The following is a 21,693-nucleotide window of genomic DNA, read 5'->3' as shown; positions in this document are numbered from 1 at the left end:
TCCTCCCCCTCCTCCCCCTCCTCCCTCTTCCTCTTCCTCTTCCCCTTCGCGTCCGTGGGGAGCGTCGTGACGGCGTATCCGCCCTGCGAGTCGTCGGTGACCGACACGACCGTCGTCATCGGGTGGACGACGGCGCCCGCCTTCTCGGCCAGGTACAGGTAGTTCTCGTTGAGGGTGTTCTTCGCGCCGTGGCGGCAGCCCGTCATGCACTCCCCGCACTCCGTGCAGGCCTTGCGGGCCGGCCCGGCGCCGCCGAAGTACGGGTCGGCGACCTCCTCGCCGGGCCCGGCCTTCACCGTGCCCTCCGCGTCCTCGCCGTCCCCGAAGAACACGCCCACGGGCGCCAGGTGGAAGGTGTCGCCGACGCCCATCCGCTCGGCCGCTGCCTTGAGGTGGACGTCCGAGGGGGTCATCGTCGGGTTGAGCCGTACGCCGAGCATGCGCCGGGCCTGGTCGTAGTACGGCTGCAGCTCCTTCTGCCAGTCGGTGATGTCCTTCCACTGCGGGTCCTCGAAGAACTGCTTCGGCGGCACGTAGAGGGTGTTGGCGTAGTTGAGGGAGCCGCCGCCGACTCCGGCGCCCGCGAGCACCATCACGTTGCCCAGCAGGTGGATGCGCTGGATTCCGTACATGCCCAGCCTGGGCGCCCAGAGGTAGTTCTTCAGGTCCCAGGAGTTCTTCGGCAGTGTCTCGCGGGTGAAGCGGCGGCCCGCTTCCAGCACGCCGACCCGGTAGCCCTTCTCGGTCAGGCGCAGGGCGGTGACACTGCCGCCGAAGCCGGAGCCGACCACGATGACGTCGTAGTCGTATGCGGAGTACTCCTGGGGCACGTGCTCTCTCCTCGTCGGGTGTGCGGTGCGGGGCCGTCCGTGGTTGCTCACGCCCACACGGCAGAGCCGCATGGTTCCGGGTTTCCGACGCCCCGCGCCCTTGTCGGGGCGCGCCTAGCGCAGCCTCAGCGCCTTCATCACCCTCAGGCTCCGGCTCATGAACGCCGCGTACTTCTCGTCGTCCATCCCCAGCGCCGGCGCCATCGGCAGCACCCGCTGCTGGGCGATCGTCTGGGCCTCGGTGTACTTGAGGATGCCCTCGGAGCCGTGGCGGCGGCCGAGGCCGGAGTCCTTCATGCCGCCCATGGGCGACTGGACGCTGCCGTACGCGGAGGCGTAGCCCTCGTTGACGTTGACCGTGCCGGTGCGCAGCCGGGAGGCGACCTCGCGGCCGCGCCTGCCGTCCTGGGTCCAGACGGACGAGTTCAGGCCGTACGCCGTGGAGTTGGCGAGCTCGACGGCCTCGTCCTCGTCCTTGAAACGGTAGACGGAGACGACCGGGCCGAAGGTCTCCTCGGCGCACACGGCCATGGGAGCCTCGACGCCCTCCAGGATGGTCGGCTCGTAGAAGTACGGGCCGATGTCCGGGCGAGCCACGCCACCGGCGAGGACCTTCGCGCCCTTGGCGACGGCCTCCTCCACGTGCCGCGTGACGGTCTCCAACTGCCGCTCCCCCACCAGCGAACCCATGTCGGCGCCGTACGCGAGGGACGTGCCGAGCCGCATGGCCCTGGTACGGGCGGCGAACCGCTTCACGAAGGCGTCTGCGATCGACTCGTGGACGTACAACCGCTCGATGGAAATGCAGAGTTGACCGGCCGAGGAGAAGCAGGCGCGGACGGCGCCGGCCGCGGCCTTCTCGATGTCGGCGTCCTGAAGCACCAGCATGGCGTTCTTGCCGCCGAGTTCGAGGGACACCCCGACGAGACGGGCGGCGGCGCCCTGGGCGACCTCGCGGCCGGTGCGGGTGGAACCGGTGAACGAGACGTAGTCGGCGTGCCTGACGACCTCCGGGCCGACGACCGGGCCGTCACCGATGACGACCTGGAAGACCTCGGCGGGCAGTCCGGCCTCGATGAGCAGGTCGCGGGCCCAGAGCGCGGTGAGGGCGGTCTCCGTGTCCGGCTTCATCACGACCGCGTTGCCCGCGACGAAGGCGGGGATCGCGTCGCCGACCGACAGCTCCAAGGGGTAGTTCCAGGGGGCGATCTGGCCGATCACGCCGCGCGGGTGGCGGAGTTCGGTGACGCGCGTGAGGGTGGGCATGGCGCCCGCGTGCCGCTTGGGCTTCAGGTACGACGCCGCCTTGCGCCCGTAGTGGCGGGCGGCCACGGCGACGGCCTGGATCTCCTCGTGCGCGTGCAGGCGGGCCTTGCCGGTCTCCAGCTGGATGAGATCGAGCACCTCGGCCTGACGTTCCAGCACCAGGTCGTGGAAGCGGAGCAGGACGGCGGCGCGCTCCCGAATCGGCCTCTGGGCCCAGACGGCCTGCGCGCTGCGCGCCTGCTCGTAGGCGTGTCCCACGTCCTCGGGGGTGGACTCGGGCAGGTCGGCCAGCTTCTCACCGGTGAACGGCGTGTGGTTGGCGGTGCGGCCGGAGCCGGCCACCCCCTTGGTGAGCTGGGCCACCAGCTCCGGCGTGACCACGTCGGCGACGGTGCGGGTGCCCTGGGGGGCGGGCGCGAGCGGGTTGGTACCGGGGGTTGCGTCCATGCCGGTCTTCTCCGGGTCCATGCCGGTCTTCTCCGGGGCCTGCGAGTCCATCATGACGCGCAGAGTATGCCTGCGCGGAGCCTTTGGGTACCCGGCGGTAACAGGCTTTCACCAGGCGCGCACACCGCGCGGGCGAGCAGCGACAGCGAATGCACTGCTCAGGACGCAGGTACGGTAATTGAAACACGTACGATGACGAACGATGACGACTTGATCACGTCGTGAGAATCTCCAGCCGGTCCCGGGACCCTTTGAAGACCGCGGTTACCCGCCGTGTCCGCCCCTCCAATCGCCCCCGCCCTGGCGGCTCTTGGGCAGGGCCGTGCGGCCCACCGCGGCCGCGAGCTTGCGCAGTCGTCGCCAGTCCAGGGGCGGCTTGGTCTCCGGGACGCCGGGACGGCCCGCGGGGACCCGTACCCGCAGGGCCCCGGGCTCGATCCGGCACCGTACGGGCGTGGGCAGGACCAGCGCCTCGCCGTCGATGCCCACCTCGATCTCCGCCCGGTCGGCCTGGACGACGACCTCGTGGGCGGTGAGGACCGTGAGCCCGGGGGCGTTCGGCCCCAGCAGCAGGGCGGCGGCCTCGGCGGCGCTCTCGACCTTGACGCCGATCACGCCGAGCGCTCCGGAGTCGAGCCGTTCCCGGCGCCCCAGGCCGGCGAGGTCGTCGCTCCGGTAGGGGTTGTTGCTCACGAGCACGGCCTGGGGCGCCTCGATGACGGTGTCCCTGGCGCGGGCGACGAGCCGTGGCCCCCGCTGGTGGGTGAGCAGATCGGGCAGCAGCTCCAGCGTCGTACCGATCTTGTCGTCCCGGTACTCCGGGCTCTGCACGACGGCGGCGTAGGCCCCGAAGGAGGCGTTGTTGACGAAGGGGTGCGCCGCACCGCCCCTCGGTGTGTCGGCGAAGCCGAGGTCGACGCGGAGTTCGACGCCCGCGTCGGTGAGCGCGTCGAGGCAGGCGGCCGGATTGTCCCGGTCGAGGCCGAGGTCCATGGCGAAGTGGTTGCGGGTGCCTGCGGAGATGACGAGGAAGGGAATGTCGTGCTCCGCGGCGACGGCGGCGACAAGGGCCTGTGTGCCGTCCCCGCCGGCGACCCCGAGCAGATCGGCCCCGCGGTCGACGGCGTCCCGGGCGAGCGCGACGACGTCCTCGTGCCGTGCGGGGTCGAGCAGGTGGACGTGCGCCCCCAACTGCTCGGCCTTCTCCTTCAACTCGAACCGCTGGACCTTCCCGCCCCCGGACCGCGGATTCATGATGAGGAACGGCCGGGCGGGAGCGGGCGTCCGGTACGCGCGCACCCCCACGGTGTGCGACCGGGTGGTGCTCAGAGCGAACTTCCCGGCCCAGACGGCGAGTCCCCACAGGGCAAGGGACACCACGACGACCCACAGCAGGTTGGCGGCGGCGAAGGCCCAGATGACGGCGGTAGGCGCGGCGACGGCGAGCAGCCCGGCACCGATCCGGGCGGCGCCTCGCCGGGTCAGCACCCACCAGAGCGCGGCAAGAGTGACCGCCACTCCGATCAGCACGCCCAGCAGGAGCAGCACACTCGTGGGCCCCGCGACCCCTAGGGGCAACAGCACGGAGAGGCCCGCGGCCCCGAGCGCGACGCGGGCGGCCCAGCGTTGCCTGGCATGAGCCCGTCCGTCCAGATCAATGCCCACGTGCGTCTGCCTCTCCTGCGATCATGCCCTCGGCAGGGGGAATAGTAGAAGGAACGCACGCGCGCCGGAGGGCGATCAGGAGCGTGCGGGACGGAACTCGTCTAGGTCCTCCGGCACTTGGTAGGTCTCCCGGTATTTGGATGTCCCCCGGAAAGCGTGCGAGGAGCGCGACGGTCATGCCGCCCAGGCCCCCAGCAGATCGCCCGGCTGCCAGCACACCGCGAGGTCCTCACGCACGCCCTTCGTCGGCGCAGTACGGGTGACGGCGACCGGCACAGCCCTCTCCGCCCCCGGGACCTGACGCGCGTGTTCGGCGAGTTCCGTGAGGTCGCGTGCGTCGAAGGGGGCGTCGTCCCGCCACTTCACCGAGCCGACGAAGCGCACGGCTCCGGCCACCGGCTCGCTGTCGGCGCCGATCAGGTCCACTTCCGGGTTGTTCTGGCGATTCCACCAGCCGCCCACCTCGGACACGTCGGGAAAGGTGTCGTCGGGCAGCAGCCGCACCAGTGCTTCCCGGACGACCGGTTCGATGGCCCGCCCGCGCCAGGACGGCCAGGACTTCTCGATGCGGGTCAGCGACTGGGCGCCTCGCCCCCGCTCGGCCTGGGCGACCGCGTTCTCCAGGTGGGCGAGCCAGAAACGGAGGTAGGTGTCGGCGATGCGGTACCGCTTCAGTTTGGGCGCCGGCTGAGTCGAGAGCGGCATGTCGACGGCCACGATCTTCTTGGCCTCGATGAGCTCGGTCAGTATCGGAGCGAGGGTCCCGTGGGCGAGCGGCTGCCCTCCGCTGCCACCAGTACGGGCCGCGATTCCCGAGAAGGTCCGCTCCCCGGAGCCGATGGCCCGCAGCACCCTGCCCGCCTGCAGCCGGGCGGGGAACTCAGCCGCGAGCGAGCGCTCTCCGGTGGTCAGCAGCACCGAGGACGGATCCTCCAACTGCCGTTCGAGATAGGCGGACAACGACTCTCCGGCCCGCCAGCCCGTGACGACCTCCGGGAAACCGCCCGTGACGAGGTAGGCGTCGAAGGCGGACGCGGCATCCAGTTCCGTGGCGTCACGGACGTCCGCGGGGTTGAGCGGACCGACCGTGTACTGCCCGGCCCGCCCGTAGAACGGATGGTCGTAGGAGGTGAGCCGGTCCATCATCGCCAGGTCGGAGCCCAGCAGCAGGAGCAGCACGGGCCGGTCGGACAGGTACATGTCCCAGGCTGTCTTGAGCGCGGCATCGAACCCCGGGTCAGCCTCTGCGAGCCAGGGCACCTCGTCCAGTACGAGGATCGACGGCTCCCGCGCGGGCAACGCGGCCGCTACGGCTGCAAGGGAACGCACCCAGTCCCCGGGAGGTGCGGCGTGGGCGAGCGCCTGGGCATGTTCCCGCAGCCCCTCCCCCTCGGCCACGGCGTCGAACAGTGCCTGCCGGGCAAGTGGCGCGGGCTGGCTTCTGGTCGCCTGGAAGAAGGCGTAGGGCACTCCGGACCGCGCACAGAACTCCTGCACCAACCGGGTCTTCCCGATCCTGCGCCGCCCTTTGAGGACCAGCGCCTGCCCCGCGCTCCCGCCCGAGGGAGAGCGCACCTTGTCGAGCCAGGTATCCAGGATGCGCAGTTCACGACGGCGGCCGGTGAATGCCATGGGCGGCTCCAAAGTAGGACTCGGGCAAAGTTTGTGACCCTCCTACTTTACCGGCGCTCAGGGCGCCCCGCACTGGAAGCGCAGCGCGGGCCCCGGCGCCTTCGCTGCCGACCACGACAGCAGGGCCCCTTGAGCCCCCTGCACCAGCCTGAAGACGTTCACGCGGCAGCCACGGCCACATCGACGCCCCGCGCCCCCAGCTCACACCACAGCAGCTTCCCGGCCCGCCCGAAGAGATCGTCACCGAGGGGATAACCGCCCCAGGCATCCGCGTAGTGGCATACGAGGAGCAGACCGCGCCCGCTGACCGCCTCAGCCGGAACGAGACTGAGCGAACCGGGCTGCCGCTGGTCGAAGGGAGGCGGGATGTGGGGGTTGGCGTCCCAGACGCTGACCCTCAGGCGATCGCCGCCGAAACCACGGAGTCGGAGCAGCGCGGGCTCAGTGGAGTGCTGATACGCGTTGGTCACCAACTCGGACGTCAAAAGCTGGGCGATGTCACCCTCTTCCGCCAGGTAGTCCCGGCACTGCGCCCCCACGAGATCGAGTACCGCATCTCCCACCGCATCAAGCGTCAGGCGGTGTTGCACCGGGAGCAACCACCGCCGTACACGGCGATCATCCACGAGGCAGCCCTACGCATGCGCTTCGGCGGTCGCGAGGTGGCCCGAGCCCAACTGGACCATCTCGTCAAGGTGAGCCAGCAACCGCAGATCACCCTCCGGGTGATCCCCTTCGACGGAACCGCGTTCCCCACCGTCGGCCACGGCCTGGACTACGCCCACGGGCCCGTTCCCGAACTCGACACTGGTCAGCTCGATGCCGCCCATGGGAGTGAACTCGTCGATGCTGTAGCACAGTTGACGAAGTACCGACTCATCCTGGACCGCATGGAGCGGGCCACACTCGAACCCGACGCTTCTCGCGAGCTCATCCATCGCATCGCCCGAGACACCTGAAAGCCGAGCCGTGACCGGACTCAATTGGCAGAAATCCACCTACAGTGAGGAAGCCTCCTCCCGCGTCTACCTCGCCGCCACCCCCGCCGGAACGATCCTCCTCCGCGAAAGCGACGCCCCGGAAGCCGTTCTCAAGACCGACACCCGTCAGCTCGGCGCCCTGATAGCCACCCTGCGATCGCCGGGACTCATCCCATTCCCTTGAAAAGCTTGGACCGCCAAGGCTCCGCACCAGCCGCATGGACCCGCGGTACCGGCGATGCTGTTCACGAACCGCAGCCGTGCGGCAAGGAGGGGGACGAGTGGCTCGTCAGCCTCGTTGACCGTGTCCACGGAGATGGTGTAACCGCTGAACTGCGACACATTCGGGAAATGTGTCGCACCTGCGGATTCGATTGCCTGCCCGCAGCCGCCGTACACCACATCCGTGAACGTGACCGTCTCCTTGAAGTTGGCGGTGCTCTGCCGTAGGCGATTAACAGATCTGGGCCACGGGTAACCCCAGCGCAGCAACGATGCACGGTGCAGCTACCCAAGAAACCCCGCCAGAAAATCTAGCGGGGGATTCTTGTGAGCCCGGAAGGGGGCGATTCGCCGTTACGCAAAGCCCAATGGAGTCGCGCAGCGAGAAAAGCCGACCACCTCCGTCAGAACTTGCGGATTACCACGACTCATTGCCCGTCAGAACGATAACCACCTCATCAGGCTCATCGGTGCCGTCTCCATAGATATCGACCCGATTCTCTACATTCGGAACAGGAATCAGCAGCCTCACTGATTCATTCGGATCCGAAATTTCAAGAGACGCATCGGGGAGAGTCAGATTCCCTGAGTACACAAGGACTTTCCCATTCGGCCGATAAGGCCCCTGCACGCACTGAATTGACGCCGGGCCGCTCACAGCCTGCTGAACCGAAATAAACAAAGAGTCCGACCCTGCGTGAACTACATCAACCGCCGGGTCCCAGCCTGCATGTGTGTCGACGCTCCCGGGCGCGGCAGCGACAACGAGACCGTGCGCGAATCTCGTCGCACACGAGGCGAAGAGCATCATCCAATCCACCTACTGCCTGGGTTTCCACACCGGGAAGTCATAGTACCCCTTGAGTAAAGTGCCCACGATTCCGCCCTACTGCTTCGAACACGCCTTGCAGTGCGGATACAGAGTCCACGGGCCCTTAGGAGCAAGCTTATTCGGCGGATTGTGATCACCAGCCCAGTGGCCATCATTGCAACCTGATTTCGTGGCACCGCAGGCAGCACAGCCATTTAGATCGCCGAATTCATTGACCATTCTCTGTTCGTGCGCGAGTACGGTGTCTCCGCGCTCAGCGGTAACTCCCTCCGCCTTCTGCCCCCTCAAGTTGGGCCCGAGAGTCAACTTACAGAGATCGCCTTCATTTACGTTGTGAGCAAGAACTGGAGTCGCGCCCGCCAGCACATAGTACGTGTGCAGATCGCTGACGGTGAGGTTGTGCACGGTGGCTGCTGCCGTCCAACGCTCAACCGCAGTGATCTGAACATGGGTCCCAGCGCGGGTGCGCAGCCACTCGCCCGACTCCAGATCGGTGGCGTCGATCCACTCGCCCCGCTCCGGGACCCAGAAGGGGTGGCTGTCGGTCGCGGTGACCGAGGCGCTCTTGTCGCCCTTCTTGCCGTCTACGTCGATCGTTACCTTGACGAGGTGCTTCAGGCCCTTGCCCTTGATCTCCGCGGTGACCGTCTCGGCCTTCGTCTCACCGGTTTCCGGGTCGGTGGCCAACACTCTGTCACCGACATCGACGTCCCTGATCTTCTTTGTGGTGCCGTCGGCCATCAATACCTTGGTGTCAGGCGTGAAGCTGTTGCACTCCTCGGCGGCCTTCGCCGCCTCGTCGGCCGCCTTCTTACTCTGAGCGCGCCGCTATGTGCGTATCGGGCAGGAGCATCTGTCGTACGACAACCACGTGCCCGGCGTCCGGACTGCGCAGAACGAGGCCATCCGCCACCTGAACGCGTTCGTCACCGTTTCCACGCAGGACGCGGACGACCATCGCCGGCACCTGTCCGGGCTGAGGACACGGATCACCGACATCGCGAACGCGGCGCCCCGGCCGAAGGCCGAGCCCTCCGACCTACGGGCGCCGCTGGTGATCGCCGCCGGGCGACTGATGCCGGTCAAGCGCTACGACCTGCTCGTCGAGGCCTTCGCCAAGGTCGTGGCCGTACACCCCGAGTGGCGGCTGCGGATCTACGGTCAGGGACCCGAGCGCACGAACCTGCGTGCCGCCATCGACACGCTCGGCCTGAACGACCACGCGTTCCTCATGGGCCCGCACGCGACCATGGAGACCGAGTGGGCGAAGGCGTCCGTCGCCGCGGTCAGTTCCGAGTGGGAGTCCTTCGGCATGACGATCCTGGAGGCCATGCACGCCGGCGTCCCCGTGGTCGCCACCGACTGCCCGCACGGTCCCGGCGAGATCATCACCGACGGCTCCGACGGACTGCTCGTTCCCTCAGGGGACCCGGACGCACTCGCCGCCGGGCTGCTGAAGCTGATCGAGGACCCGGACCAGATGCGGAGACTGGGTGCCGCCGCCCGGTCGACCGTCCAGCGGTTCGCCCCGAGCGCCATCGCGTTGCAGTACGAGCAGCTGATCGGCGAGATTCTGGAGGCGCGCACTCCTGTGACACTGAAGATCACCCGGCGGGCAAGGCGTGCCATCGGCGCTCTGTTGCCACGCGCCTCCCGGGTTCCCCGTACCAACGAGACACCGGGTCCGGGTCCGAAAGATGCCACCTCCTCGTTGACCGGAGAACTCGCCAGGGACGCCAAGCCGCGTCCGCTGCGGCCGATGAGCGACTGCCGGGTGGACACCGAGGGAAGCGTACGGATCTCAGTGAGGGCGTCGGGCGTTTCCGGGGAAGGCCTCACGCTCGTGCTGCGTCGCCGGCACAACGACGACGAACTCAGGATTCCTCTGGAGTCGCCGAGCGACACGAAAGATCCACGGACCGTCACCCTGACCCGTGATCGGCTCTCCTTGGCCGAAGGCCGCTGGGACCTGCACATCGAGCGGTCCCAAGACGGGATACGGCGCCGTCTCAAGGCCGGCCTCGTCGAGCAGCGCGGTCTGTTGAGTGCGACACCCACAGCTGGGGAACCTGTCACGTGGTCGATTCCGTACACGACCAAGGACGGCTACCTCGCCCTGCGGACGTTTCACCGCGCAGCGCATGGTGAGGTCACGGCCCTGCCCGCCGGCGACGGTTCGCTGACGGTGGAGGCATTCGTTCACGGAGTCGTGCTCGGTGAGGGAGCTGCGCTGGTGGGCGTTTCACGCGGTGAGGGCACGGAGGGCTTCGAGACACCTGTGGCGGCCGTCGACGGGCCGCTGTTCCGCGCCCGGCTCATGTCCCTGCCCAGTCCCGCCGGTCCCGACAAGGCGTTGTGGGACCTGTTCCTCAGACCCGTCCAAGGCGCCGAACCCGTCCGCCTCGGACGGTTGCTCGGCGACATCGTGGACCGCAAGGAAACCGACAAGTACCCGGCCGTCACGATGGCCACATCAACCGGCGGATCAGTGGCAGCCCGCTTCTTCTTCACCGTCACGAACGACCTGTCCATCAGCGCTTCCTGATGGTCCATCGGTGGCCCACCGCACTCGGCCGAGGGCACCGATGTCCGCGTCACGGCGTGCTGATCTCCAGGTTCGCGATCGCCGTCCTCGCCACCTCGCGGCCGCGCTCCGTGAAGTCGCCCTTGCCGGGGTAGCTGATGGTGAGCTTGTACATGTCCCCGTCCGTGGTGCGGTAGTAGAAGATCTTCAGCTCTCGGGGGAGGGGGTTCTGGGTGTCGGTGGTCGTGTACTCGATCGTGTTCTCGGCGGCCTGCTTGCCCTGGTACGTGACTTCGTCGTCCGTGGTTGTTGTCGCGCCCTCGGGCATGGACAGGTCGTAGTTGCCGTCGTCCTTGAACTTCTCGTCGTCGGCGTACATCTGGGCCGGCGCGGAGTTCTTGATCTGGTTCAGGGAGTCCTCGGACTTCCGGGCCACGTTCAGGCCGATCCGGATGCTGCCGCTGTAGTCGGAGTAGGTCACCCAGTTCTTGTCCCGGTCGTCGGCGTCGGGCTTGGTGACCTGGTAGGCCGCGGGCACCCCCAGCGTCACGCCGAGCTTCGTGTGCGCCCGGGTCTTCCAGCCGTCCGGCAGCGGTCCCGCGAACGGGTCGGCGATCACCAGGTAGGCCGCCACCGCCGCCGCGACGACCGCGGCACCCAGGCCGAACAGGGCCTTGGGGCCGATGCGGACGCCCTTGCCGCCGGAGCCGGAGCCGGGTGCGGGGCCGGTGAGCTGTACGACCTGGGTGGGCTCCGGGGCCGGGGGCCTGACGGCCTCCTCCAGGAGGGCCCGGACCCGGTCGGCGGTCGGGCGGCGAGCCGAGTCCTTGTTGAGCAGGCCGTTGATGACCTCGGCCAGCGGACCCTGCGCCGAAGCGGGCGCGGCGGGCGCGGAGTTGAGGACGGACTGGAGGGTCGCGGGGGTGTTGGTGCGGCGGAAGGGCGAGACTCCCTCGGTGGCCGCGTAGAGGACGACACCGAGCGACCACAGGTCCGACGCCGGGCCCGGGCGCTGGCCGAGCACCCGCTCCGGCGCGATGTACTCGGGCGAGCCGACGAAGCCGCCTGTGTCCGTCAGGTTCGTCTCGCCCTCGATCTGGGCGATGCCGAAGTCGGTGAGGACGACGCGGTCGTGACGGCCGAGGAGGACGTTGTCGGGCTTGACGTCGCGGTGCAGGATGCCCGCCGCGTGGGCCGCCTCCAGGGCGCCCAGCACCTCAAGGCCGATCTTCGCCGCGTCGCGCACCCCGAGGGTGCCCTCCTGGAGCGCGGCGCCCAGCGAACGCCCCTGGACCAGTTCCATCACGATCCACGGCCGGCCGTCCACGACCGCCACGTCGTGCACGTTGACGACCGCCGGATGGTCGAGCCGGGCCGCGGCGCGCGCCTCGCGGCGCATACGCTCGAAAGCCTTGGAACGTTCGAGGTCGGGAAGATGGTCGGGGACGCGGGGCTCCTTGACGGCGACCTCACGGTCCACCGTCTCGTCCTTGGCCCGCCAGACGGTGCCCATGCCGCCGTGGCCGAGCTTGGCGAGCAGCCGGTAGCGGCCGGCTATCAGACGTCCGGCGCCCGGGTCCTGCTGAGGCGGCAGGGGCGGCTGGGACCCCACCTGAGCGGGAGCGGCGGGCGGGGGTGTCGCGTGTGAGGGTGCCGCGCGCGGGGGCGTCACGTGTGAGGGTGCCGCGCGCGGGGGCGTCGTCGCGTCTGGAGGCGTCGCGTGTGGGGCCGGTACGGGTACCTGCGGCGACGCGTGGGCGGGCGAACCGTCGGCGGGTGACGCGTGGGCGGGTGCGGCCTCCGCCGGCTGGGCGTACGGATTCCCCGGGTACGGCACTCCCGGCCTCGGCGGTTGCAGTCCGAAACTCGTCGGCTCGTCGGACCCGTAAGGGGCTCCCCCGTTGCTGCTCATGGGTTCATCTCTATCGCGGCAGGCGCCCGGCATCCACCCTCGCCGCTTTCTGGTCACAGACCCGTGACGCGGGTCGCCGCTTATCTCCCTTTTATGGCACGGCGAGTGCGAACCCCCGCGGGGCCTCGGCGAGCCGGTGGCCCGAGGGTGCCGATGGCGCGGTGGCCGCGGTGGGCCCAGTGGCTGCGGCGGCCGCGGTGGCCGCACGGGAGCGCGTCCCGGCGGAAGTGAACCCCGACGACGACGGCGTGGCCTTGGCCGAGGGCGTGGCCGTGGCCGTGGCCGAGGGCGAGGGCGAGGGCGAGGGCGACGGCGAGTCGGTGTCCGAGGGGGTCGCCTTGTCCGAGGGCGAGTCCGCGTCTGAAGGTGTAGCCGAGGGCGAGTCCGTTGCCGAGGGCGACGACGGGCTCGACGACGGGTTCCCCGGCGTGCTGGGTGCCGAACTCGTCGGCGTGACGCCCCCGTCGCCGCCGTCCCGCATGAGCAGGGCCGCCGCCGACACTCCGGCACCCGCCATCGCGGCCACCAGCGCGGCCGCGATCAGCACGCCCCGCGTGGGCTGCCGTAGGGGACGCTCGGCCGCCCCGCCGGGTGCGCCGGGCTCGCCGGGCGCGAGGTTCCGTAAGTGCGCGGGGGCGTCCTGTGGGGTGGCCCCCGAAGCATCCTGTGGGTCCGGGCGAGCGGAGGCCCGCGTCGCGTCCGGTCGTGCCGGCGTGCGCCCGACCCGTGCCGGGGGCGTACGGCCCGTCTCCAGATAGGCCCGCAGCAGCCGCTCGGCCTCCGTCGCGTCCAGCCGCCGGTCGGGGTCCCGTTCCAGCAGTCCGCGGACGACGGGCAGGAGCGGCCCGGCCTGCGCGGGCGGACGTATCTCGTCGGTGACGACCGCGTGCAGAATCCCGCCCAACGAGTCGCGCCGGAACGGAGATTCACCGCTCAGCACGGCGCACAGCAACGCGCCCAGCGACCACAGGTCCGACTCCGGCCCGGTCCTGACCCCGGCCATCCGCTCGGGCGCGGTGTACTCGGGCGAGCCGACGAACGACCCGGTCTCGGTGAGCGTCGTCGCGCCCGCGATCTGGGCGGTGCCGAAGTCGGTGAGGACGACGCGGTCGGTGCCCGCCTCCATCAGGACGTTCGCGGGCTTGAGATCGCGGTGCAGTACCCCGGCGTCGTGGGCACGCCGCAGCGCGCCGAGCAGGTCGATGCCGATCCGGGCGGCCTCACGCGCGTCCACCGGACCGTCGGCCGCGACACGCTCGGCGAGCGAGCCGCCGTCGATCAGCTCCATGACGAGGTACGGGCGTTCGTCGTGCTCGACGACATCGTGGACGACGATGATGTGCGGATGGCTGAGCTGGGCCACCGCGCGGGCCTCGCGCAGGGTGCGCTCACGCTGCCGCCGGGACTCCGCGTCGTCGGGAGAGGGGTCGAGGACGAGTTCCTTGACCGCCACCCGGCGGCCGAGGAGTTGGTCGGTCGCCCGCCAGACGACACCCATGCCGCCCCGGCCGATCCTCGCCTCCAGGCGGTAACGGTCCGCTATGACACGGAAGTTGTCCCCCTCGGTCCCCATGCGCCCCATCATGCACCACGCGGACGGAGCCCTTCCGGGACCGTGCGCCGGGGTGGCCGACAAACGACGTACACACGGCGCGCGGGCAGCGGGTGACGGGCGGCGAACGGCGGGTGACGCCAGGCCCTGTGAACGGGCTACTGTCCTGGGGTCCGCCAACCGCGCAATATCGTGTCGAACTGCTTGCGCGCGGTGTCCCAGTCCTCCGCCGGCGCGGACACGTAGATGACGTACTCAACGCCGTCACGGGCGATGTACATCTCCTCGATGGCGCGGCGCGGCCCCGGCCATGGGGTGTCCTTCGCCAGCGCCGTCCACCTGTACTCCCACAGGGAACCCCTGCGGTCACGGTAGGTGTTGACCTCCAGGGTCAGCCGCTCGTAGTCGACCAGCCGCTGCGTGAGTTGCTGGTCCAGGTCGACCTGGTGCATGTACGGGTCGTCGAAGTCCGGTGAGTCGTCGACGGCGATGCGGATGAAGTGCTTGCCGCCGTCGGGGGTGTAGTCGGTCTGGTTGGCGTCGAAGACCTTGCGCTCCCACTTCTCGCTGGGCAGGGGAAGGCTGAATCCCGCAGGGTCGGTGCGGCGCACCCAGCCGTCGGGGAGGTTGTCGGCCGTGCCGTCTTCGGGACTCCCCGTCGAACTGTCGCTGGGGCCGGCGCTGGGGCCGAGGCTGGGCTTGTCGGACACCTCGTTCCGCGCATTCCCCTCGTCCCACTGCTGCAGGACAACCGCGGTGCCCCCGCCGACGAGGGCGGCCAGAGCCACGACGAGGACGACGGTACGGCCGCGCCTGCGTTTCGCGGGCCGGGCGACAGCCTGATCCTGGGTGTGGGTCGGGTAGGCGCCTGCCACGGGGGTGTGGGACGCGATGTAGTGGCCCGGCCCATGGGCCTCGGCACCATACGGGCCCGTTCCGGGGTGTGCCGCGGTGACCGGCGGCTGCGAGGCCGTGTGTCCCGGGACTGCGTGCCCTGAGGCTATGTGCCCCGGGGTGCCGTGCCCCGAGGCCGTGTGCCCATTCGTCTCATTGCGGCTCGGCTCATGGAGGTTTGCCTCATGGCCATTCGTCCCATGGTCGTTCGCCCCATGGTCGTTCGCCCCATGGTCGTTCGCCCCATGGTGCGTGGCCACGTGACTGGTGGTCGGCACGTACGCCTGCGCCCCACGCGGCCAACGACCCTCCGCCGCCTCGGCGAGCATGTGCTCCGCATCCGCCAGGCCGGGCCGCTCGGCGGGATCCTTGCGCAGCAGAGCCGTGATCACGGGCCCGAGCGGACCCGCGTGGGCCGGCTCGGCGGGGTTCTCGTCGACCACGGCCTGCATGGTGGTGAGCGGAGTGGTGCGGCGGAAGGGCGACTTCCCCTCCACCGCCGTGTACAGCGTGGCGCCCAGCGCCCACAGGTCGGAGGCACGTCCGGGGTCCTGGCCGCGGACCCGCTCGGGTGCGATGTAGTCGACGGAGCCGACGATCTCCCCGGTCTTCGTGAGGGTCGTGTCGCCCTCGACCTGAGCGATCCCGAAGTCGGTGAGCAGCACCCGCTCGTCCTCGGCGAGCAGCACGTTCCCGGGCTTCACATCGCGATGGAGCACTCCGGCGTCATGTGCGGCGCTGAGGGCGCGCAGCACCCACAGCCCGATCCGGGCCGCCTCCTGCGGCTCGACACGGCCGCGTTCCTTGACCGCGTCGGCGAGGGAGGCGCCCTCGACCAGTTCCATCACGATCCAGGGCCGGTTGTCGTGGTCGAGCACGTCGTGCACGGTGACGACGGCCGAGTGGTTGATCCGGGCGGCCGCCCGCGCCTCGGCGTCGGTTCGGGCTAAGAGTCTGGCCCGGTCACTGTCCGTGACGTACAGCGCCGCCGTCAACTCCTTGACCGCGACCTCCCGGTGCAGCAGTTCGTCCCGCGCACGCCACACGCGGCCCATGCCGCCGCTGCCGATCGTGTCGACGAGCCGGTAGCGGCCCGCAAGGAGCAGGCCCTGCATCTGATTCACGTTGCCCCGCAATGGTCTTGACAACATCAGAGTAGAGATCGGCTCCCGCACAGGGAACGGGCGGGGGGACACAGAGACAGCACTGTGACGGTTCTCGCTTGCCGTGACGCACGGGAACCGTTCCGGCGGACGGTTCCCTCACGCTCAGTCAGTCACCCGGTACGTCGACGATGCCTGCTCGAACAGCCGTGTCACCTCGTCGCGTTCGGCCTCCGGGCCGCGCAACTGCACCACGTGGTACCGGCCGTTGATGAGGATCGCGAGGTTCCGTACGAAGATCTCGCTCCCCGTGGAGTCCTGCCAGGTGAACTGCCCCTCGGCCATGCGCCGCCCGCCGACCTCGATGAGCCGCATCCCGCTGGAGGTCGCCCAGGTCGAGTCGCGGAACGGCTGGAGCTCGCGCTCGTCCTCCCGCTGATACGCCAGCGGATCGCTGCCGAACGTGCCGGCGCTGTCGCGGCCGGGGACGACGATGAGCTGGAAGCCGCCCTGTGAGTAGACGATCTGGCCGCGCCCGTTCTTGGGCGTGCGGTCCCAGCCGCGGGCGACGGCGACCTGGAAGCCCTCGGAGTCCTTGCGCAGGGTGAAGCCCTGGGCGACCTGCTGGCCGTTGCCCTGCTCCTCGGCCGAACCCGACGATCCGGAGGGGCTCTTGTCGTCGTCGGCGGGCGAGGTCTGGTCGGGCCGTGGCTCGCTGCTGGCCTCGGGAGCGGGGCTGACGTCCTCGGCCGCACCGGTCCGGCCGGTGTCGGGACCGCTGCCCGTGCCAACGGCGTCGCTGGAACCGGCCTTCGGCATGAACACCATGGCGTACGCGATCGCCGCGGCCAGCGCGAGCAGTATCACCAGGAGCAGGTTCCGCCCGAGACTGCGCGGCCTGGGCGACCTGGGCGGCCGGTCCTGCTTGGCACGCCGGTGGCGGGCGTGCGGGCCGGCCGCGGGCAGCCCGGCGCGACGCCTGGGGACGAGCCAGCCCCGACGCCGTACGATCGGCAGCCGGTTCGGTTCCGCGGGTGGTGCCGCTATCACGTGCGCACCGGCCTCGGGCTCCGGCGCCGACCGCACGAGCGAGCGCAGCCAGCCGCGCAGTTCCTCGAAGTCCAGCCGCTCGGTGGGGTCCTGGCGCAGCAGCGACTCGACGACCGGCCGCAGCGGCCCGCACTCCTCAGCGAACGCGGGCGGCTCGGAGCACACCAGCTGCACCAGCTCGGCGGTGTTCTCCTCCGGGTACGGCGCGTGCCCCTGCACGGCCCGGAACAGCAGCGCCCCGAGCGCCCACAGGTCCGTCGAGGGCCCGATCGGCGCCGCCAACTGCCAGTTCTCGTGCACCGGCACGGCCTGTTCGGGCGCCCACCTCTCGGTGACGGGGCCGACGACCGCCATCCTCGCCTGCCGGGCCCGCTCGGCGGCCAGCGCGGTGGCGGGACCACGCCGAGGAGCACCGGTGGGAACCGTCCGGCCCCACGGGCTGGGCGCGCTGTGACCGTATGGGGCGGGTGCGGGCGCGCTGTTGCCGTGCTGAGGGCTCGCGGGCGCGCCCTTGCTGAGAGGGTCCGCGCCGTACACGCCGCTGCCGGGCACGCCGTGCCCCTGGGTGCCGACACCGAGGGCGCCACCGCCATAGGTGCCCGTACCGGGCCCGGCGGGTCCACCGGGTCCGCCGTGCTCTGGTGCGCCGTTCCGCGTGCCGTGCGCCTCGCTCTCGCCGCCCCCGGCGCCGGTGTCGCCGCCGGGGAGGGCCGGCCGTCCCTGGCCGTTGCCGTCGGCAGTGGGAGCGCCGGCGCGGGGCAGCGCTCCGTGCCAGGGGTTCGGCCGTGCCACGCCGTACGGGTCGGCGATCTGCCCGGGCGGTGTGTACGGCGCGCCCTGCCCCGAGGCGGGCGTCACCTCGCCCTGAGCGGGCGCCGGTCGCTGCGCGGGCAACTCCACGCTCTGGCCGCCCTGCTGTTCCTCATGCACACGTGCCGCGGCCCGCGCACCGGCGCGGTAGGCCGCGATGGCCCCGGCCCGGGCCGCCCGGACGTCACCGCCCGCGTCGAGCACGCGCTGTCCGCCCGACGGGTCCGGGTCCGTGACCGGCCCGGCGCCTCCGGCCGCCCGCGCCTCGATGGCGGCACGCCGCGCGGTCTCGGGATCGGCGCCACCCGCCAGGGGTGCCCCGCCCTGGGGCCCCCTGAGCTCAACGGCACGCGATCCGCCGCCGTCCGGGCCACCGCGCCCACCGTCGGCAGAAGCAGCCGCGGAACCGGAGGCACCCGAAGGACCCGAAGTCCCCCGCGGTTCCCCGGACGGGCCCTCGCCCTCGAACTCGCGCACCGGCACGGGGTCGTACCCGCACAGCGCCTCCTCCGCCGCTCCGGCCGCCAGCCCGGAGAGCACCACGCGCCCGTCGTCGCAGACGAGGACGGTTCGCGCGGTGATGTTCCGGTGCACCCAGCCATGGGCGTGGAGCGCGCGCAGGGCGGTGAGGACGTCGGCGGCGACCTCGGCCGCCCGGTACGGCGTCAGCGGCTGCTCGGCGAGCAGCGCGGCCAGCGGCCGTGCGCCCACCAGCTCACTCACTATCCACAGCGACCCGCTCTCGGCGAACACGTCGAAGACCTGGTCGAGCCGTGGGTGGTCGGGGATCTGCGCGGCGGCCTGCGCGGCCTCGATCGCCCGGCGCACGGCCGGATCGGTGGGCCGCCGCGTGGTCCGCGCGGCGGTCCGGCCTGCCCGGCCGTCCCGGGCCACGTACCCGTCGGGCAACCCGTCCGCGTCGAGCACCTCCGCCTCGACGATCTCGGGCAACGGCACCTGCCGTAGGAGGACTTCCTGCCCGCTGTATGTGTCGAACGCCCGGGTCTCGGCCAGTTCGTACTCGTCCGACGGCGGCAGCGGCAGGCGGTAACGGTCGGCGAGTACCCGTCCCGCATAGTCGTCCACGATGCCTCCCCCGGCCACACGGTCGGTCAAATCCGTTCGCCTCGCGCCCCGTTCCGTACTGGATGCGTACGGTCCGCAGCCATTCACGATACGTGCCGGAGGCAACCCGCATTGAGGGGATTCGAGATCTCACCCCTCACAAGCCTTTCAAGGGGTCTCAGTACCCCCTCAGGGCCTCGCCTGATCCTCTCAAAGGACGCCGAGAGAACCTCTCAGGGTTTCACCCGATCCCCCGGAGGATCCCACCCGTTCGTCCGGGGACTTCGGCCGGACTTCAGGACTTCAGGACTTCAGGACTTCGGCTGGAACGTTTCCGTGAACGTCCGCCACGTGTCCTTGCGCAACTCACTGTCCCAGTCCGAAGCCTTGGCGGTGTACATCAGCGCGTACCCCTGCTGTGAGTTCACCACGAACCCCCGGTCGATCGACCGGTACTTCGTGCCGCTCTCCGTGTAGGTGAACTCCCAGTCGGCCGTCTTCCAACCGCGGTAGGTCACCTCCTGTATTCCGACCCGGTCGTACTGCGAGCGCGTCATGTAGCGCTCCTGGTTCTCCCAGTCCGCCACCGGGTCGTCCTTGGGTGTGGTCGTCCAGGCGACCAGCAGCTTCTGCCCGTCGGGCCCGGCGAAACGGGCACCCGCGGCATCCGTCGACCGGTACTTCCACTCCTTCGGCAGCCCGATCGAGAACCCTTGCGACCCCTTGTACGTCGACTCCGCGATGCCGTCCGAACCCGACGCGTCCCCGCCGCTCCCGGAACCGCTCTCCGTGCTCGCCTCGCTGCTCGCCGACGCGTCCGCTCCCGGGCCCGTCTCGGTCTTCTCGGTCTTCTCCGTCTTCTCGGTCTTCTCGGTCTTCTCGGTCTCCGTACCGGTGCCCGAGTCGTCGTCCTTGCTGCTGCTCGCGCTCACGCCGCTGGACGCGGCCGCCTTGGTGTCACCGCCCTTGGAGTCCGACCCGCCGTCGTCGCCGAGGGACAGCGCGAGCACGGTGCCGAGTACGGCCAGCACCACGGCCACCGCGACGATGACCAGCGTCCGCCGGGGCACGACATCGGTGATCGACGCCCGGGGCACGGGCCGCGGCGGCAGGTCGGGCGGCGGCATCTCCGGCCACCCCGAAGTCCGGCCCCCGGCCACCGCGTTGCCCGCCTTGGTGGCGGCGACATCCTCTGCTCCGGCCGACCCGGCCGAGGCCTTGCCTCCGGACGCGGTACCCCCGGAGCCACCGGCCTGCCCGGACAGCGCCCCGGACCTGTCGGAGGACTTGTCGGAGGACTTGTCCGATACGCCCGTACCGGCGGCCGTCCCCTGCCCCGACCGAGCCCCGGCACCAACTCCGGAGCTCGCCCCGGGGCCTGCGGTGGAGCCGGGTGCAGAGCTGCTCCTCGAGCCGGATTTGGATGCGGAGACGGATGCAGAAGCGGACGCGGAGGCGGAGGCGGATTCCGTCCCGGACGAAGCCGTCCCGGAGGCGTTCTCCTCACCTGCCTTGCCCCGCGTGCCTGCCGCCGCCGTGCCCGCCACGGCCCCCGACGCCGCCTTCCGCACGGAACGCAACGCCCCCCGCCAGCCCTCCGCCGGCTCCCCCTGCTTGGCACCGGCCCCGGAGCCGCCCGAACGCCCCTTCCCCGAGAGCTCCTCCGGTACCGGCGGCAAGGCCACAACCCGCGTCGCGTCCAACGGCTCCGGCTCGGCCTGCTTGGGGTCGGGCGCGTGGATGACGTCGCTGAGCAACGCCCGCGCCCCCGCGTCGTCGAGCCGCTGCTGGGGGTCCTTGGCGAGCAGTCCGAAGATCACGTCCTTCAGCGGTCCCGCGCTCTTCGGCTCCGGGACCGGCTCGGTCATCACGGCGGTCAGCGTCGCGATGGCGGAGCCCTTGTCGTACGGCGGCACGCCCTCGACCGAGGCGTACAGCAGGCCACCGAGGGACCACAGGTCCGCCGCGGGGCCGGGCTTGTGACCGCGCGCCCGCTCCGGCGAGATGTACGAGGGGGCGCCGACGAGCATGCCGGTCGAGGTGATGGACGGGTCGCCCTCGACCTGTGCGATGCCGAAGTCGGTGAGGACGACCCTGCCGTCCTCCTTGGAGATCAGCACGTTCGACGGCTTCACGTCACGGTGCAGGATTCCCTCGCGGTGGGCGGCGCGCAGCACATCAAGGACGGCGAGGCCCACCTCGGCGGCGCGCTTCGGCTCCAGGAGCCCGTCCTCGCGGATGACCTCGGCGAGCGACTTGCCCTCGATGAGCTCCATCACGATCCACGGCCGGTCGTCCTCGTCGACCACGTCGTAGACCGTCACCGCCCCGTTGTTGCGGATCCTGGCGATCGCCTTGGCCTCGCGCAACGTGCGCGTGATGAGGCGCCGCTTCTCGTCCTCGTCGATGCTCGACGGGAACCGCAACTCCTTCACGGCGACCGTACGGCCCAGCGTCTCGTCCTTGGCCCGCCACACCGTGCCCATGCCGCCGCGGCCGAGGACCCCTCCCAGCCGGTAACGCCCGGCGAGGAGACGTCCGCTCTCGTCCCGACGGGATGCCCCGCCCCGCTCCGCCTCCGACATGCGTCCCCTCATGCAACCCGCCCTGACAGAGCCTCCATTGTCCCTCACCCGACAACCGCCCCACGCCCAGGGTGTCCCTTGCCCGCCCGAAGCCGCACCCTCGGCCGACCCCGGCCCGGGGAGCGCGCTACGGCACCGCACACCACCACTGCCGGAACGATGACTTCACCACGGCGCCACCTCTCGTCCTCCGCAGCGACACCGACGGCCGTCGCGCCGAACCCGCCCCCCTCACCGCCGAGTTCTGCCCCCGCATCTCGCAGAACGGCCGAGTTCCGAACAAAGATCCCAGCTCACGACACCCGTTCGAGTGATATCAACCTG

Annotated in this window: 12 protein-coding genes and 2 pseudogenes; 3 read left to right on the top strand and 11 right to left on the bottom strand. The window is 70.5% G+C overall.

Annotated elements, in window-relative coordinates:
- From FPZ41_RS31945 to FPZ41_RS31925, 5 genes are all read right to left on the bottom strand, one after another.
- The coding region (locus tag FPZ41_RS31945; protein ID WP_152867103.1) for an NAD(P)-binding protein at window positions 1-902 on the bottom strand (902 nt) is incomplete at its 3' end.
- A 42-nt stretch (window positions 903-944) separates the two neighbouring features.
- Entirely contained in the window at window positions 945-2,597 is a 1,653-nt protein-coding gene (locus FPZ41_RS31940) for a succinic semialdehyde dehydrogenase (protein WP_407698846.1), read from the bottom strand.
- Between the two features lie 210 nt (window positions 2,598-2,807).
- Window positions 2,808-4,208 carry a diacylglycerol/lipid kinase family protein gene (locus FPZ41_RS31935; RefSeq protein WP_322620982.1) on the bottom strand — a complete coding sequence of 467 codons (1,401 nt, stop codon included), beginning with the start codon at window positions 4,206-4,208 and terminating at the stop codon, window positions 2,808-2,810.
- A 174-nt stretch (window positions 4,209-4,382) separates the two neighbouring features.
- Window positions 4,383-5,840, bottom strand: a complete 1,458-nt coding sequence (locus tag FPZ41_RS31930) for an ATP-binding protein (RefSeq protein ID WP_152867102.1) — start codon at window positions 5,838-5,840, stop codon at window positions 4,383-4,385.
- A 158-nt stretch (window positions 5,841-5,998) separates the two neighbouring features.
- A complete protein-coding gene (locus tag FPZ41_RS31925; RefSeq protein WP_322620981.1) occupies window positions 5,999-6,403 on the bottom strand; it encodes an ATP-binding protein in 405 nt (134 codons plus the stop codon).
- Between FPZ41_RS31925 and FPZ41_RS31920 the strand changes: the two genes are divergently transcribed.
- Together FPZ41_RS31920 and FPZ41_RS31915 are read left to right on the top strand one after the other, a co-directional pair.
- Window positions 6,290-6,799 carry a DUF5753 domain-containing protein gene (locus FPZ41_RS31920; RefSeq protein WP_322620980.1) on the top strand — a complete coding sequence of 170 codons (510 nt, stop codon included), beginning with the start codon at window positions 6,290-6,292 and terminating at the stop codon, window positions 6,797-6,799. The genes FPZ41_RS31925 and FPZ41_RS31920 overlap by 114 nt on opposite strands.
- 10 nt (window positions 6,800-6,809) lie before the next feature.
- A complete protein-coding gene (locus tag FPZ41_RS31915; protein WP_322620979.1) occupies window positions 6,810-7,004 on the top strand; it encodes a DUF397 domain-containing protein in 195 nt (64 codons plus the stop codon).
- Window positions 7,005-8,198: 1,194 nt separating this feature from the next.
- Here FPZ41_RS31915 and FPZ41_RS48805 read toward each other — a convergent pair.
- Window positions 8,199-8,660, bottom strand: a pseudogene (locus tag FPZ41_RS48805) (Hint domain-containing protein); the annotation flags it as partial.
- A 46-nt stretch (window positions 8,661-8,706) separates the two neighbouring features.
- Here FPZ41_RS48805 and FPZ41_RS31905 point away from each other — a divergent pair.
- Complete coding sequence (locus FPZ41_RS31905; RefSeq protein ID WP_152867099.1) at window positions 8,707-10,419, top strand: glycosyltransferase; 1,713 nt, start codon at window positions 8,707-8,709, stop codon at window positions 10,417-10,419.
- Between the two features lie 49 nt (window positions 10,420-10,468).
- On the opposite strand, the gene FPZ41_RS31900 is transcribed toward FPZ41_RS31905, so the two are convergent.
- The 5 genes and pseudogenes from FPZ41_RS31900 to FPZ41_RS31880 form a co-directional block, all read right to left on the bottom strand.
- Window positions 10,469-12,310 carry a serine/threonine-protein kinase gene (locus FPZ41_RS31900; RefSeq protein WP_194236277.1) on the bottom strand — a complete coding sequence of 614 codons (1,842 nt, stop codon included), beginning with the start codon at window positions 12,308-12,310 and terminating at the stop codon, window positions 10,469-10,471.
- 94 nt (window positions 12,311-12,404) lie between these two features.
- Window positions 12,405-13,883, bottom strand: a pseudogene (locus FPZ41_RS31895) (serine/threonine-protein kinase); the annotation flags it as partial.
- A 137-nt stretch (window positions 13,884-14,020) separates the two neighbouring features.
- A complete protein-coding gene (locus FPZ41_RS31890; RefSeq protein WP_194236276.1) occupies window positions 14,021-15,871 on the bottom strand; it encodes a serine/threonine-protein kinase in 1,851 nt (616 codons plus the stop codon).
- A 153-nt stretch (window positions 15,872-16,024) separates the two neighbouring features.
- A complete protein-coding gene (locus FPZ41_RS31885) occupies window positions 16,025-18,805 on the bottom strand; it encodes a protein kinase (RefSeq protein ID WP_322620978.1) in 2,781 nt (926 codons plus the stop codon).
- Between the two features lie 290 nt (window positions 18,806-19,095).
- On the bottom strand, window positions 19,096-21,369 hold the full coding sequence (locus FPZ41_RS31880; protein WP_152867095.1) for a serine/threonine-protein kinase: 2,274 nt from the start codon (window positions 21,367-21,369) through the stop codon (window positions 19,096-19,098).
- Between the last annotated feature and the right edge of the window lie 324 nt (window positions 21,370-21,693).

Source organism: Streptomyces acidicola (assembly GCF_009377235.1).
Lineage (GTDB): Bacteria > Actinomycetota > Actinomycetes > Streptomycetales > Streptomycetaceae > Streptomyces > Streptomyces acidicola.
Note: the sequence above shows the minus strand (reverse complement) of the source record. Positions and strands in the feature narration are given on the sequence as shown.